Source organism: Streptomyces abikoensis (genome assembly GCF_014648775.1).
Classification (GTDB): Bacteria; Actinomycetota; Actinomycetes; order Streptomycetales; family Streptomycetaceae; genus Streptomyces; species Streptomyces abikoensis.
On sequence record NZ_BMRT01000002.1, the window covers coordinates 158,079 to 172,683 of the forward strand.

15 protein-coding genes are annotated in these 14,605 nt (G+C 73.3%); 3 read left to right on the forward strand and 12 right to left on the reverse strand.

Annotated features, from left to right (window positions below; translation table 11 throughout):
* Positions 1-93: 93 nt before the first annotated feature.
* The 3 genes from IE096_RS07610 to IE096_RS07620 all read right to left on the reverse strand — a co-directional run bounded on the left by IE096_RS07610 (position 94) and on the right by IE096_RS07620 (position 2,860).
* Positions 94-312: a hypothetical protein gene (locus IE096_RS07610; RefSeq protein ID WP_189449963.1), complete on the reverse strand. Its 219-nt coding sequence runs from the start codon at positions 310-312 to the stop codon at positions 94-96.
* Positions 313-521: 209 nt separating this feature from the next.
* A complete protein-coding gene (locus tag IE096_RS07615; RefSeq protein ID WP_189449965.1) occupies positions 522-1,775 on the reverse strand; it encodes a S8 family peptidase in 1,254 nt (417 codons plus the stop codon).
* Positions 1,776-2,704: 929 nt separating this feature from the next.
* On the reverse strand, positions 2,705-2,860 hold the full coding sequence (locus IE096_RS07620; RefSeq protein ID WP_189449966.1) for a hypothetical protein: 156 nt from the start codon (positions 2,858-2,860) through the stop codon (positions 2,705-2,707).
* A 113-nt stretch (positions 2,861-2,973) separates the two neighbouring features.
* On the opposite strand from IE096_RS07620, the gene IE096_RS07625 reads away from it, so the two are divergent.
* Entirely contained in the window at positions 2,974-3,333 is a 360-nt protein-coding gene (locus IE096_RS07625; protein WP_189449969.1) for a hypothetical protein, read from the forward strand.
* A 12-nt stretch (positions 3,334-3,345) separates the two neighbouring features.
* On the opposite strand, the gene IE096_RS07630 is transcribed toward IE096_RS07625, so the two are convergent.
* Both IE096_RS07630 and IE096_RS07635 read right to left on the reverse strand, forming a co-directional pair.
* Positions 3,346-3,627, reverse strand: a complete 282-nt coding sequence (locus IE096_RS07630; RefSeq protein WP_189449970.1) for a hypothetical protein — start codon at positions 3,625-3,627, stop codon at positions 3,346-3,348.
* A complete protein-coding gene (locus IE096_RS07635) occupies positions 3,624-4,373 on the reverse strand; it encodes an HNH endonuclease family protein (protein WP_189449972.1) in 750 nt (249 codons plus the stop codon). The genes IE096_RS07630 and IE096_RS07635 overlap by 4 nt, the downstream gene beginning before the upstream one ends.
* A gap of 154 nt (positions 4,374-4,527) precedes the next feature.
* Here IE096_RS07635 and IE096_RS07640 point away from each other — a divergent pair, with 154 nt between their 5' ends.
* Positions 4,528-5,061, forward strand: coding sequence for a DinB family protein (locus IE096_RS07640; protein ID WP_189449974.1), 534 nt, complete (start codon positions 4,528-4,530; stop codon positions 5,059-5,061).
* Positions 5,062-5,065: 4 nt separating this feature from the next.
* Here IE096_RS07640 and IE096_RS07645 read toward each other — a convergent pair whose 3' ends face one another.
* From IE096_RS07645 to IE096_RS07665, 5 genes are all read right to left on the reverse strand, one after another.
* Complete coding sequence (locus IE096_RS07645) at positions 5,066-5,851, reverse strand: ABC transporter permease (protein WP_189449976.1); 786 nt, start codon at positions 5,849-5,851, stop codon at positions 5,066-5,068.
* 7 nt (positions 5,852-5,858) lie between these two features.
* Positions 5,859-6,464: an ABC transporter ATP-binding protein gene (locus IE096_RS07650; protein WP_229820093.1), complete on the reverse strand. Its 606-nt coding sequence runs from the start codon at positions 6,462-6,464 to the stop codon at positions 5,859-5,861.
* A 125-nt stretch (positions 6,465-6,589) separates the two neighbouring features.
* Positions 6,590-7,480 (reverse strand): sigma-70 family RNA polymerase sigma factor, encoded by an 891-nt coding sequence (locus IE096_RS07655; protein ID WP_189449979.1) that lies wholly within the window; start codon positions 7,478-7,480, stop codon positions 6,590-6,592.
* Between the two features lie 200 nt (positions 7,481-7,680).
* Positions 7,681-8,466: an alpha/beta fold hydrolase gene (locus IE096_RS07660; protein WP_189449981.1), complete on the reverse strand. Its 786-nt coding sequence runs from the start codon at positions 8,464-8,466 to the stop codon at positions 7,681-7,683.
* 83 nt (positions 8,467-8,549) lie between these two features.
* Positions 8,550-9,359: an alpha/beta fold hydrolase gene (locus IE096_RS07665; RefSeq protein WP_189449982.1), complete on the reverse strand. Its 810-nt coding sequence runs from the start codon at positions 9,357-9,359 to the stop codon at positions 8,550-8,552.
* A gap of 120 nt (positions 9,360-9,479) precedes the next feature.
* Here IE096_RS07665 and IE096_RS07670 point away from each other — a divergent pair, with 120 nt between their 5' ends.
* On the forward strand, positions 9,480-10,358 hold the full coding sequence (locus IE096_RS07670; RefSeq protein ID WP_189450886.1) for a LysR family transcriptional regulator: 879 nt from the start codon (positions 9,480-9,482) through the stop codon (positions 10,356-10,358).
* Positions 10,359-10,379: 21 nt separating this feature from the next.
* Here the strand turns inward: IE096_RS07670 and nirD are convergent, their stop codons facing one another.
* Both nirD and nirB read right to left on the reverse strand, forming a co-directional pair.
* Entirely contained in the window at positions 10,380-12,041 is a 1,662-nt protein-coding gene (gene nirD, locus IE096_RS07675; RefSeq protein ID WP_373298047.1) for a nitrite reductase small subunit NirD, read from the reverse strand.
* On the reverse strand, positions 12,038-14,596 hold the full coding sequence (nirB, locus tag IE096_RS07680) for a nitrite reductase large subunit NirB (RefSeq protein WP_189449984.1): 2,559 nt from the start codon (positions 14,594-14,596) through the stop codon (positions 12,038-12,040). Before nirB ends, nirD begins: the two co-directional genes overlap by 4 nt.
* Between the last annotated feature and the right edge of the window lie 9 nt (positions 14,597-14,605).

Here is a 14,605-nt window from a genome sequence, read left to right on the forward strand (position 1 = left end):
TATTCGGCCATCATCGGGTCGTGCGCTCGGGGTGGGAACAAAGCGCGGGGCAAGGGCGCGCCGGGAATCCGTCCAGGTCTCGCCAAGGGGCGGCTATCCCCGTTGTCCGGCGCCCGCCCGGGACCGTGAGCCGATGACGGTCGCCACCACCCCGACGAGTCCCAGCGCCTCCGGACTCATTCCCCGGGAACAGACGGTGACGACGACGACCACGATCACGACGGTGAGCGCGTCGTGCACCTGATCGGCGAGCGGATGACGATGGGGCGCGTACCGCCGAATCTGCTGAATCCTCATGCCCTTCACGATCACTCCCCTGACTGTCGTGACTGGGTTACCGGCGGAACATGATGTTTCCGCTTAACGGAACTGTGCAGCCTGAAAGGGTGTGCAATCAAATACAAAGCGAATTACTCACCCTTGTGTCGCAATCCGAAAGGGAAATCACGCCCGGGTGACCACACGCGACCGCCCCCGGCCGGGCGACCGGCCGGGGGCAGCGGGGGAGGAACCGTAGGGTGCTACTGAACGACCTTCAGAAGCTTGTTGGGGGTTCCCGCACCGGGGTTGGCGATCTTGTCGGGGGTGGCGCCCTGGGTCAGGGCGGTCGCCACCTGCTCCGGGGTGGCGTCCTTGTGGCCCGCGAGGTACACCGCGGCGGCACCCGTGACGTGCGGGGTGGCCATGGACGTACCGGAGATGGTCTTGGTGCCGGAGTCGCTGTCGTTCCAGTCGGAGGTGATGTCCGAGCCGGGGGCGTAGAGGTCGACGACAGCGCCGAAGTTCGAGAAGTCCGACTGCTTGTCGTCCTTCGTGCTGGAGGCGACGGTGATGGCCTCCTTCACCCGGGCCGGGGAGCCCTGGCCCGCGTCGGTGGACTCGTTGCCCGCCGCGACGGCGAAGGTGACGCCCGACGCGACGGCCTTCTGGACGGCGGCGTCGAGCGCCTCGTCCGCGCCGCCGCCGAGGCTCATATTGGCGACGGAGGGACCCTTGTGGTTCTTGGTGACCCAGTCGATGCCGGCCACGACCTGCTCGGTGGTGCCCTGCCCCTCGGCGTTCAGCACCCGCACCGCCACGACCTTGGCCTTCTTGGCGACGCCGTGCGCGGCGCCGGCGATGGTGCCCGCCACGTGGGTGCCGTGGCCGTTGCCGTCGTCGGCCTTGTCGTTGTTGTCGACGGCGTTGAAGCCGTACGAGGCGCGACCGCCGAAGTCCTTGTGGCTGATGCGCACACCGGTGTCGATGACGTACGCGGTGACGCCCTCACCGGCGCTGTCGGGGTAGGTGTACTTGCCGTCGCCCTTGGTCTCGGTCTGGTCGATCCGGTCCAGGCCCCAGGAGGGTGGGGCCTCCTGAGCGCCCTTGACCGTGAAGCGGTGGTTCTGGACGACCTTGGCGACGGCGGGGTCGGCGGCGAGCCGCTTCGCCTCCTTCAGGTCGAGGCCGCTGGCGGAGAAGCCGTGGACGGCGGAGGTGTACGTACGCTCCAGCTTGCCGCCGTACCGCTCGGCCAGGCCCTTGCCTTCGGTCGAGACGGCGTGGGCGTCGGCGCTCTTCGCCACGCCCTTCGCGCCGTCCTTCACGCCGTCCTTCAGCAGAACGATGTAGCTGCCGTCGACGGCGTCCTTGGACGCCGTTCCGAAGACGGTGCCTTCCGCGGGCGCACTGGCTCCTGCGGGCAGGGCCAGCAGGGTGGCTCCGGCGGTCACGGCCGCGGCGGTGGATATCGCCAGGACCAGACGCCGTTTGCCGGTGCGCTTGTGGGCTGCCATAACGAGGGTTCCTCCTCGTGGAGTTGTGGGGGGGCGTCGCGTGTTCGGTCACACGACACACCCGAGGCGAACACGGATTCGCTCCGGGTGATCCAAAACCCTGGCAGCGTTGACGCGCTCAGATCAACACCGATCGAAGATGTGTGGCATACGCAACATCCTTGCGGAACTACAAACAGCAAGGAACACAGGCAAGTTGGACAACGACTCCTGATAACCGCTGTCACGTTTTACAACGCCGACACAGACAACTCATCTCTCGCACACCCGACTTGCTCACCGTCGTCTTGTCGGCGTAATAAACCCCTTACGGGTGCGCTCGGCGATTTTTCCGCCCATCGGAGGAATCCGCTCGCGAACACGGCTGTACACACGCTCGGTTGTGCAGGCTGTCCCCGTGACGGGATGGCGAAGAGCAACACACGCCGGGGTGTTGGCGGCGCTCGCCGTGTTCGCTCCGGCGGGCGAGGCGGCCGCGGACGACGGCGGCGCGCACGCCGCGCTCGGCGACACATCGGTGACGGCGGTCCTCCACCACCTGCCGAACCCCTTGGCACTGCTCCCCCACCCGCCGACCCACGTGACCGCGTCCCTCCTGGGCGGCGCGGTGAACGCCGAGGTCATCGACAGCGGTACGGGGTGTCTGAACGTCAACGCGCAGGTACCTCCCGCGAACGCGGACGCGGAGGTGTGGCTGCGCTGCCGCAAGCCGGGACCGCCCGCTCCAGCCCCGCCGGCCCCCGCCCCTCCGGCACCGGCGCCACCGGCTCCCGCGCCGCCCGCACCGGCACCTCCCGCACCCGCGCCACCGGCACCGGGGCCTGGCGCTCCTCCGGCGCCCGCACCACCCGCCCCGGCGGCACCGGGCGCGCCGCCGGCTCCAGCCCCACCGGCTCCCGCGCCGCCCGCGCCCGCTCCTCCGGCACCGGCTACCCCGGGCGCGCCCCCGCCACCCCCCGCACCCGCGCCTCCGGCACCCGGGCCTGGCGCGCCTCCGGCGCCCGCACCGCCCGCCCCGGGCGCACCACCGGCACCGGCGCCACCCGCACCACCGGGCGCCCCACCCGCCCCCGCGCCACCGGCACCGCCCGCTCCTCCGGCTCCGGCGCCCCCCGCTCCCGCCCCTCCGGCGCCCCCCGCTCCTCCGGCCCCCGGCGCACCGGCCGTTCCGGGTGCGCCGCCGGCGCCGGGCGCCCCCGTGCCCGTACCTCCCGGGCAGCCGGGTCAGCCCGGCCGGCCCGGGCCGCCCGCGCCGCCGGGGGCAGCCGCTCCCGGGGCGCGGGCGCCGGGCGTCGTGCCCGTCGGCGACACCCCACCGCGGGCGGCGCCCGCACCGCCGCCGCCCGCGCCCGCCCCTCGCGCCCCGGCACCACCGCCTCGCCCTCGGCCGCGACCGGGCTATCCGCAGGGATCCGCCCACCACGGCGTCGTCAAGGCCCTGAACAAGAAGCGGGTGCACGGCATCCCGCTGGTCACGCTCACCCTGCTGATCACGGCCCCGGCCGTGCTGGCGGCGGCTCTGCTGCGGCCCCGTTCGGCCGGCGCGCGGCGCCGCTGACCTCGCGGCGCGTCAGCGCGGCACCTCGGCCGCGCCCCCGGCGCGGATCGCGGCCAGCACGGCCTCGTGGAAGGCCCGCAGTCCCCCGGGCGGCACGGCCCGGGGGCCGCCGGTGAGCGTGTACCACTCCTCGGCGCCGGTGTACTGCACGCGGACGTCCGCCAGCCCGTCGGGGCGTCGTGCCGTGACCACGGTGAGGTCGCCGGTGACGACCCCGACGTCGTCGGTCATCGCACCACCCGGTCCGGCGGTCACCTTGTCCTCGTAGCGCTCCTGGCTCGCTCCTGTGTTCATGACGTACACGTATCCAGCATCTTGGTGAGCATGCCTCGCTCCTCCTCGGTCACGCTCAGGCCATAGGTGGACTTCACCGAGGTCCATCCCCGGCCGTAGAAGCACCAGGCGCTCTTCGCCGGCGGCTGCCACTGGTCCGGGGACTGGTCGCCCTTGGAACGGTTCGAGGCGGCGGAGACCGTGAGCAGTTGCGGGTGCGTCAGGTCGTTGGCGAACGCCTTGCGCCGCTCGTCGTCCCACTTGTCGGCGCCCGAACGCCAGGCGTTGGCCAGCGGCACGATGTGGTCGATGTCCACCTGACCGGCCTTGTCGGCGGTCTTGTCGTCGTAGAGGCTGTGCCAGGTCCCCGCGACGGCCCGGCACTCGCCGTCCCGCTTCACGCCCTGGCCGTCCCGCTCCAGGACCGTCTCCCGGGTGTCGCACTTGTTGCCCTGCTGGGCCCAGTGGGGGAACTTGGCGCGGCTGTAGCCGGACATCGAGTGCGGCTTCTCCGCCTTCAGCGCGGCCAGTTGCCTGCGGGCCTCACCCGTCGTCGGGAGCCCCGGCAGCGGGTCGCCCGCGCGGCTCTTCCCGTCACCCGACGGCGCGGGCCCCTTGGACGCCGGTGCCGACGTACCGGCCGGGCGCGACGGGGAGCCGGACGACGCGCTCGCGTCACCGGACTTGCCTCCGCAACCGGCGAGGGTGGCCCCCACCGTGCACACGGCGACCACCAGCGCCGCGACCCGCCCCTGACGAAGCCTCATTCTCCGACCACCCCTTCGATCACACCACACACATCCGACATAACGTTCGATCCTACGTGCAGGCCGGCCACCGGGGAGATCTTCCCCTCCCCGATCGTGTGAATCCGCTCCCGGGGCCCGGTGGCGTGCCGAGCGGCGTCCGCACAGTGGGGTGATGACGCCATGGGAAGAGGACGAGGAACGGGCTGCCGGAGTCGTCGGATACGCCACCGCCCAGCTCGGGCACACGCGGGAGTTGCTCGGCATGCTCAGCGACGCGCAGTACGTGTGCCGGCCCCATGAGGCCGGCAGCTGCGTCGCCGGGCACGTACGGCACTGCGTGGACCACTACACGGCGATCCTGGCCGGCGCGGGCGGCGGCACGGTCGACTACGACCGGCGGAAGCGCGGCGGTGTGCTGGAGACCGACCGGAGTGCCGCGCTCGCCCGGCTGGCCGACGTCTCCGCCCGGGTGGCCGCGGTGACCCCGGCGGATCTCGACCGGCCCGTGGACGTGCTCAGCGTGGTGGACGCGGCGGGCACGGTCGTCCGCACGCGCTCCACCGTGGGGCGGGAGCTGCTGTTCGTCGCCCACCACGCCGTCCACCACCTGGCGGTGATGGTCCCGGTCGCCCGTGCCCTGGGCGTGGCCGTGCCCGTGGAGTTCGGGTACGCGCCCGCGACGCTCGCCTACCTCCGGCGGGCTTGAGCCGTCAGCCGAAGAAGGCCGGCCTGCGGTCGCGGGTGTGCCGGTGGAAGGCGATCCCGGCGACGACGACGGCGCCGAGGAACCACAGCGGGCCCAGCAACAGGTAGGGGAACGGGAAGGAGTCCCGGAAGCCCGCCGTGACCGCGGCCTGCATGGCCCCGTAGGAGGGCAGGTAGCGGATGAAGTCGTTGTCGGCGACGGGATTGGCGATGGGGCTCTGCAGACCGGTGTCGATGATGCTGGTCATGATGATGAGCAGCATTCCGGCCAGTTCGCCGCGCAGCGTCGCGCCGAGCATCACCCCGAAGCCGCCGTAGGTCAGCGCGCCGGTCACGAGGGCGAGGCCGAGCAGCCAGGGCTGCCGGGGGTGCCAGTACAGGCAGACCACCGCGGTGGCGTAGGCGCTGGTCAGGACGGCCGCGAGGAGCAGCGCCACGAGCTTGCCGGCGATCAGTTGGGGGCGGGGGTAGCCGGCCATGGCGAGCCGGTGGTCGAACCGGCCCGCCGTGAAGGTGACGGAGAACATCATGAAGCCGACGATGAGGGTGACGGCGTTGAGGGCCCCGGAGATGTTGCTGAGGTTGTTGCCGGGCGCGGTGATGGTCTCGTCGGTCGCGCGCAGCAGGAACCGGACCTCGGCGGAGGTGATCACCACATGGCCGAGGGAGATCCACAGCGGGAGGTAGAAGAGGACGAGGACGAGCGCCAGCCGGTTCCGGGAGTGTTCGAGCAGCGCGTAGCGGGCGGCGGTGGAGAAGTACGTCCAGGCGGAGGTGGGGGTGGGGCGCACGGCCGCCTCACCCGTCCCGGCGCGCGTCGTCGACGAGCCGTCCGGCGTCGAGCCGCCACAGGTCGTCGAACCGGCTGGTGTCGTAGGCGATGTGGGTGACGACCAGGCAGGACCGCCCCGCTTCCCTGAGTTGTCCGGCCAGTTCCCAGAACCGCTGGTAGGCCTCCCAGTCGAAGCCCTGGTAGGGCTCGTCCAGGAGCAGCAGGGGCGGGTCGTGCATCAGGGCGAGGACGAGATTGAGCTTCTGCTGGGTGCCGCCGCTGAGCGCGCCGATCCGGTGCCGCCGGTAGTCGGCGAAGTGGAGGGTCTCCAGGAGTTCATGGGCGCGGTCGAGGCCGGGCAGACCGTAGGCGACCCGGAAGAGTTCGAGGTGTTGTTCGACGGTGAAGGCCGGGTTGAGCACGGTCTCCTGGGGGCAGTAGCCGATGCGGCCGGGGCCTTTGACCACGCCCCGGTCGGGCCGGAGCCGCCCGGCGAGGATGCGCAGCAGGGTCGACTTGCCGGAGCCGTTCTCGCCGACGACCCCGGCCAGGCGGCCCGCCCGCAGCTCCATGTCGACGCCGCGCAGCACACGGTGTCTGCCGTACGCCTTGTGGACGTCGTGGACCTCCAGGACCAGCCGTGCGTCACTCATCGCTCCCATCCCTACCACCGGGGTGCCGCCCCCGGCGGTAGCCGGCTGGCCGGGGGCGGTCAGGAGCGGCCGATCGGCCGCGTCGCCTCGTCGGGCGTGCCGGCTCAGCCGTCGAGCGACGTCAGGTCGAGGCCGCTCAGGCGCTCGGGGTCGGCGAGGATGTCGATCTCGACGATCCGCCCGTCCGTGATCGTGAAGCCCAGGACGGCCGTGGGCACCCCGCCGACGATCGACACGATGCCCGCGGCGCCGTTGACGAGCGCGGGCCGCGACGAGCCGGCGGCGCGCTGGAAGAGCAGTGCCTGCCCGGCCACCGCGGCGGGGCCGCGCAGCTCCCGCGACGCGCCCGCGAGGCCCGTGCCGGTGTCCGCGCGCAGGACGACGTCCGGGTCGAGCAGGGTCACCAGGGCGTCGAAGTCGCCGCCTCGCGCGGCGGCGAGGAACGCGTCGACGACCTCCCGCTGCCGGCCGAGGTCGGCGTCGGGCACGGGCGCGGTGCCCCGCACCCGGCGGCGGGCCCGGCTGGCGAGCTGCCGGGCGGCCGCCGGGGTGCGGCCGACCATGGGGGCGATCTCGTCGAAGGGCACGGCGAACATGTCGTGGAGGACGAACGCGAGGCGCTCGGCGGGAGCGAGCGACTCCAGCACGACGAGCATCGCGAGGCCGACGGAGTCGGACAGCAGCGCCTCCTGCTCGGGGTCTATCCCGTCGACGCCGCTGACGACCGGGTCGGGCACGTGGACGTGGACGTCCAGGGACTGTTCGCCGCGCGTGGTCCGCGAGCGCAGCATGTCCAGGCACACCCGGCCGACGACGGTCGTCAGCCACCCGCCCAGGTTCGCGACGCCCTCGGTGTCGGTGCGGGCCAGCCGCAGCCACGCCTCCTGCACCGCGTCGTCGGCCTCGCTGAGCGAGCCGAGCATCCGGTAGGCGACCGCGCGCAGGTGGGCGCGGTGGGCCTCGAAGCGCTCGGCCAGGAATTCCTCGTTGTTCATCGGTCGCTTTCTTCCGTCGGCTTTCGTCATCCCTTTGACGAAGGAGACCGTACGGATGTGACAGACCGGATCACGCGGCCGGGGTGGCGGCACACGAACGCCGGGCCGCCAGGACGATGTCCCGGCGGCCCGGCGGTGATACGTGTACCCGCCGTGGGTAACGACGGCGGGGTCCGGCGGTCACGCGCGGGGCCGGGGATTCAGGGCCCCGGTTCGAGGCGTCGGCCCCGGCCCTCCGCCGCGTCGATCAGCACGTGGGCGGTGGCCGTGGGCACGGAGAGCATCGGGTAGTGGCCGGTGGGCAGTTCGAAGAAGGTGGTGTCCTTGGCGGCCGCGGCCACCAGGCGTGGGTCGCCGGCCCGGTGGAGGGCCTCGATCATGGCGAGGTTGTTGCCGTTGGCCGTGCAGAACACGGCGGAGGCGGGCAGCCCGTCGCCCGCTCCGGTCAGGCGGAGGGGTTCGGTGAACGCGCCGTAGGGGTGGCCGACGGCGAGGCGGCGCATGCGGGCGAGGGCCGCGTCGTCCAGGCCGTCGAGGCTGCCCCACCCCGGGAGTTCGTCCCGTCCCGGCAGGGGGAAGCGCAGTCCCTCGCCCTCGGTCGCGACGCGCTTCTCGAACGCCGCCCGCCGTTCGGGGTCCATGAAGGTGTTCACGACGCTCTGCCCGTCCTGGGGCGCGGCGGCGTCGAGGAAGACGACGCGGCCGACGCGTTCCGGGCACCGGTCGGCGGCGCCCAGGACGGGGAAGATGCCGTAGCTGTGGCCGACCAGGACGACGCCGGAGAGCTCCTCGTACGCGAGGACGTTGAGGACGTCCTGGACGTGGGTGCTCACCCCGGTGCCGGCCGTGGCGAGGTGGGCGCGGTCCCCGAGGCCGGTCAGGGTGACCGGTACCGCCCGGTGCCCCGCGCGCTCCAGTTCCGTCGCGACGTCCCGCCAGGCCCAGCCGCCCAGCCAGCCGCCCGCCACCAGGACGAACACCGCCATGACACCCACCTCCCGGATCCGCCGCACCGCGTCGCCGCATGTGTGCCCGCCCGCCGCATTATGGTGCGTGCGGGCGGGCCGCGTCACCGCTGTTCGTCCAGGAAGGCGGCCAGCTTCGCGGCGAATCCGGCCGGGTCCTCCCCGGGCGCGCCGTGGCCCGCGTCGATCTCGGCGTAGCGGGCGCCGGGGATGCCGGCGAGGAGCGCCTGCTGCTGCGCGGTGTCGATGACACGGTCGTGGGCGCTGGCGAGGACGAGGGTCGGGGCGGTGATCCGGCCCAGGAGCGGGCGCAGGTCCACCTGCCGGTCGACCTCGGTCTGCCGGAGCGCGCCGGGCGTGATCATCGGTATCAGGGTGCGGATCAGCTCCTCGTTGGCCGCCGCGTCGGTGTGCTGCCAGTAGCGCGGTCCGAAGGCCATGAGGGGCAGCAGGCGCGGGAACAGGGTGGTGCCGTGCGCGGCGTCGGCGCGCATCAGCTCCAGCCAGTAGCGGAACTCGGCGTCCATACGGGCGTCGGTGTGCGCCCATCCCGCGTGGAGGGCGAGCGAGCGGACGCGCTCGGGTCGGGTGGCGGCGAGGTGGGTGGCCACGGCCGAGCCGAGCGAGTGGCCGGCCAGGTGGAAGGTGTCCAGGCCGGCGGCGTCGGCCGCGGCGAGGACCTCGTCGGCCAGGTCGGCCAGGGTGAGGGGGCCGCCGTGGTCGGTGGTGCCGCCCGAGCCCGACAGGTCGGGGGCGACGACGGTGAACCGGTCCGCGACCGCCTCCGTCAGGGGCTGCCACTGCTCACGGGTGGCGGCGGTGCCGTGCACCAGGACCACCCCCGGTCCGGTGCCGGTGATGTCGTACTCGACGGTGGCGTCGCCACCGCTGATGCCTACGGTCGTCTTGGGCATGGTGGGGTGTCTTTCCTGGTCAGAGGGGTGTGGTGGCCCTCATCCCATCGCGGACCCGGCTGCCGGCCAACCACCGGAGCGCGCTTACACTCATCGCGAAACCCGATCAATGGGGTGGGTGTGGAGATCCGGCAGTTGCGCTACTTCCTGACGGTGGCGGAGGAATTGCATTTCGGGCGGGCCGCCGAGCGACTGCACATCGTGCAGTCGGCGGTCAGTCAGCAGGTTCGCCGGCTCGAGCGCGAGCTGGGCGCGGAGCTCTTCGACCGCACGACGCGGACGGTGAGCCTGACCGAGGCGGGCCGGCGGCTGCTGCCGCACGCCAGGGAGGTCCTGGCCGCGGAGGTCCGGGGACGGGCGGCGGTCGACGAGCTGCGCACCGAACAGGCGGCCACCCTGCGGCTCGGCACCAGCGCCGGGCTGGGCACCCGCCTGGACGCCATCCTCGCCGGGTTCGCCCGGCTGGCCCCCGGCGCCCGCCTGGAACTGGTGACGGCCGCCACCGACGCCCGGCTCCGCTCGGTGCGCTCCGGCGAGCTCGACGCGACGCTGCTGCGGGGCGAGCGGGCCGGTACGGGGCTGGAGTTCCTGCCCGTGTGGGAGGACGCGCTCATGGTCGCCCTGCCCGCCCGTCACGACCTGGCCGTCCGCGCGGTGGTCGACACCGCCGACCTCGCCGGGCTGCCGCTGCGGCTGTCCCCGCCGTCGCGCAACCCCGCCCTGTACGACCTGGTGACCGCCTCCTGCCGGGAGGCCGGCTTCGAGCCGGTCATGGGGCCGGAGTTCACCACCGCGCAGGACACGCTGGCGACGATCGGCTTCGGCACGCCGTCGTGGACGGTCTTCTACGCGCCGCACGCGGAGCAACTGCCCATGCCCGGGGTGGTGTTCCGGCCGCTGCGCGACCCCTCGCCGGTGATGCGGACGTTCCTGGCCGTGCGGCCGGATCCGCCGCGGGCGGTGCTGCGGGCACTGATCGAGGCGTGCCACGGGGCGTAGCCCCGTGGCGGCCGGGGCCCCTCACCCCAAGCGGCGCCGCCCGTACACCCCGTACGTCACCCCCGCGCACACCCCGTAGAAGACCAGGAACCCCGCATACGCCCAGTCACCGTTGCCCGTGCTCAGGAACGACTGCCGGAACGCGACGTTCACCAGCACTCCCCCCAGCGCCCCCACGGCGCCGGCGAAGCCGATGAGTGTCGTCGCGCGGTCGGCCCGGGTGCCGTGGACGGCCGGGATCATGCGGTAGGTCGAGCCGTTGCCGAGGCCGCTGAGCACGAACAGGGCGATGAAGCCGGCGAAGAAGACCGCGACCCAGTGGGCCCGCGCGGCGGCGAGGACGAGCGCGCTGCTCGCCGCCATGGCCGCGAAGACGGCGAGGGTGACGCGGGCGCCGCCGAGGCGGTCGGCCAGGGCGCCCCCGTACGGGCGGGCCAGTGAGCCCAGCAGGGGCCCGGCGAAGGTGAGGCCCGCGACCTTCACGGGCGTGTCGAACTGGTCGTGGAACTGCGTCTGGAGCACCAGCCCGAAGGCGAACGAGAAGCCGATGAACGACCCGAACGTCCCGATGTAGAGCAGCGAGATCCCCCAGGTGTGGCCGTCGCCGACGATCTCGCGGAGCGCGGGCCGGGTGGCGCGCACCGCCGGGAGGTCGTCCGTCCAGCGCAGGGCCGCGAGGGTGGCGAGGACGACCAGGGGGACGTAGGCGAGCGGGAGCAGGGCGGGGTGTCCGGCGCCGGCGGTGGCGAGGACGAGGAGGCCGGCGAGCTGTACGGCGGGGACCCCGATGTTGCCGACGCCGGCGTTGACGCCCAGGGCCCGGCCCTTGAGGCGTGCGGGGTAGAAGGCGTTGATGTTGGCCATGGAGGAGGCGAAGTTGCCGCCGCCCACGCCGGCCACGGAGGCGACGAGCAGCAGGGTCGTGAAGGACACGCCCGGCCTGAGCACGGCGGCCATGAGGAGGGTGGGCACCAGCAGGAGGAGCGAGCTGAGGACCGTCCAGGCGCGGCCCCCGAAGCGGGCCACCGCGTAGGTGTACGGCAGGCGCAGGAGGCCGCCGACGACGGTCGGCACGGCGGTGAGCGTGAACTTGCCCGCCGGGTCGATGCCGTACTCGGGGCCGAGGAAGAGCACCAGCACCGACCACATGCTCCACACCGAGAAGCCGATGTGCTCGGTGAACACGGACACCAGGAGATTGCGCCGGGCGACGCGCGAGCCGGTGCGCTCCCAGAACCCGGGCTCTTCCGGCCGCCAGTCGGTGAGGGTGCGGGTCCGGGCGCGACCGTGTGCGGCCGGGCTCTCCGGGGGGACCGCGCGGACCGGCCACGTCCGCAGGGACTCCGCGCCGCCGTCCTCGTCGACGCGTTCGCCCGTCCGCAGGTCGTACGTCTCCTTGTACATGGGCGAGGTCACCACCGGCACGCCGCCCAGGCTGCCGGTGAGGCCGCGTGAGATGACGTACGCGCCGCTGACGGGGTCGCGGTTGTCCAGCGCGTAGAGCGTTCCGTCCTCGTCGCGGAAGACCGCGATCTGCTCCCCGGAGACGAGGGCGGTGACGCCGCGCCCCGGGGTGAGGTCGCCGTAGCGGCAGACGGCGGTCCAGGCCGTGCCCTCGCCGGTGCCGCCGATCTCCACCCGTGCGTCGGGGTGGGTGAGGGTGGTGGTGGAGTGGTCGTTCATCGGGTGCCTACCTCTTCCGGGAGGGCCGGGCGGATCTGGTCGCGCTCGGGGACGAAGCGGACGGAGGGGTCGGGGGTTCCCGGGGCGTTGACGAAGGAGACGAAGCGCCGCAGCCGGTCGGGGTCGGCGAGGGTGGCGGCCCACTCGTCCTCGTAGCCCTCGATGTGGCGGGCCATCAGCTCGTCCAGTTCCCCGGCGATGCCGAGCGCGTCGTCGACGACGACGGCGCGCAGGTGGTCGAGGCCGCCTTCGAGGCGTTCGACCCAGGGGGCGGTGCGCTCCAGGCGGTCGGCGGTGCGGATGTAGAACATCAGGAAGCGGTCGATGGTCCGGATGAGCGTGTCGCGGTCGGTGTCCTGGAGGAGGAGGTCCGCGTGGCGGGGCGTGGCGCCGCCGTTGCCGCCGACGTAGAGGTTCCAGCCCTGGGCGGTGGCGATGACGCCGAAGTCCTTGCTCCGCGCCTCGGCGCACTCGCGGGCGCAGCCGGAGACGGCGGCCTTGATCTTGTGGGGGGAGCGCAGGCCCCGGTAGCGGAGCTCCAGTTCGATGGCGAGGGCCACGGAGTCCTGGACGCCGAAGCGGCACCAGGTGCGCCCGACGCAGGACTTCACGGTTCGCAGGGACTTGCCGTAGGCGTGCCCGGACTCGAAGCCCGCGTCGACGAGGCGGCGCCAGATCTCGGGGAGCTGGTCGACGGTGGCGCCGAACATGTCGATGCGCTGACCACCGGTGATCTTGGTGTAGAGGCCGAAGTCCCGGGCGATGGCGCCGATGGTGATCAGGCCGTCGGGGGTGATCTCGCCGCCGGGGACGCGGGGGACGACGGAGTAGGAGCCGTTGCGCTGGAGGTTGGCGAGGAAGTGGTCGTTGGTGTCCTGGAGGGCTGCCTGTTCGCCGTCGAGGATGTAGGAGGTCTCGCCGAGCCCGGCGAGGATGGAGGCGACGGCCGGCTTGCAGACGGCGCAGCCCCGGCCGGTGCCGTGTTCGGCCAGGAGCCGGGCGAAGGAGGTGATGCCCTTGACGCGGATGATCTCGTAGAGCTCGGCGCGGGTGTGGGTGAAGTGCTCGCACAGGCCGCGGCCGGCCGGGGCGCCCGCCGCGGCGAGTTCGCCGGTGACGATCGAGGTGAGGAGCTTCTCGCAGCTTCCGCAGCCGGTGCCGGCCTTGGTGCACTTCTTGACGGCGGGCACGGTGGTGCACTGGTGCTCGCCGACGGCGGCGCGAATGGTGCCCTTGGTGACGTTGTGGCAGGAGCAGACGACGGCCTCGTCGGGCAGGGCCGCGGCGCCGACACCGCCGCCCGATGATCCGGCGGGCCGGGGCAGGAGCAGTTGTTCGGCCGGTACGGGCAGGGGGGCGCCGTTGCCCGCGAGGGGGCGCAGCGTGGCGTAGTCGTCGGTGTCCCCGATGAGGATGCCGCCGAGCAGCGAGCCGTCGGGGCCGAGGGTCAGCTTCTTGTAGACGCCGGCCCGGCTGTTGGCGTAGGTGACATCCAGGGCGCCCTCGGTGGTGCCGTGGGCGTCGCCGAAACTGGCCACGCCCACGCCGAGGAGCTTGAGCCGGGTGGAGGTGTCCGCGCCGGTGAACTCCCCCGAGGCGTCGCCGGTGAGGGCGCGGGCGGCGGTCTCGGCCATGGCGTAGCCGGGGGCGACGAGCCCGTAGACACGGCCGTCGACGGCCAGGGCGCATTCGCCGATCGCGAAGACGTGCGGGTCGGCGGTGCGGCAGCGGGCGTCGACGACGATGCCGCCGCGTTCGCCGACGGGCAGGCCGCAGTCCCGGGCGAGCCGGTCCTGGGGCCGGACGCCCGCCGAGAAGACGACGAGGTCGGTGGGGAAGCCGGTGCCGTCGGAGAGCGTCAGGGCGCTGACACGTCCGTCGGGGCCGGTCTCGACGGCCCGGGCGCCGGCGCCCGTGTGGACGGTGACGCCGAGGTCCTCGATCTTGCGGCGGAGGAGCGCGCCGCCGGCGTCGTCTATCTGAAGGGCCATCAGCCGGGGGGCGAATTCGACGACGTGGGTCTCAAGCCCGAGGGCGCGCAGGGCTCCGGCGGCCTCCAGGCCGAGGAGCCCGCCGCCGATGACGGCGCCGGTGCGGGCCCGGGCGGCGTCGGCGCGGATGGCGGCGACGTCCTCGAGGGTGCGGTAGACGTGGCAGCCGTCGGCGTCGTGGCCGGGGACGGGCGGCACGAAGGGGTAGGAGCCGGTGGCGAGGACGAGGGTGTCGTAGGGCACGCTGGAGCCGGAGGCGGTGGTGACGGTGCGGGCCGGGCGGTCGACGGCGACGGCCGGGTCGCCCAGGCGCAGGTCGATGCCGTGGGTGGTGAGGAAGTCCGGCGGGCACAGGGACAGTTCCTCGGCGGTGGTGCCGCTGAAGGCCGAGGTGAGGTGGACGCGGTCGTAGGCGGGCCGGGGCTCGTCCGCGAGGACGGTCACCGTGAAGCGCCCGGCCGTGCCGGTCCGCTCGTGGAGGGCTTCGAGGAAGCGCTGGCCGACCATGCCGTGGCCGACGAGGACCAGCCGGTGCGGGGCCGGGGTGGAGAGCGGGGGCGTCACGCGCGGGCT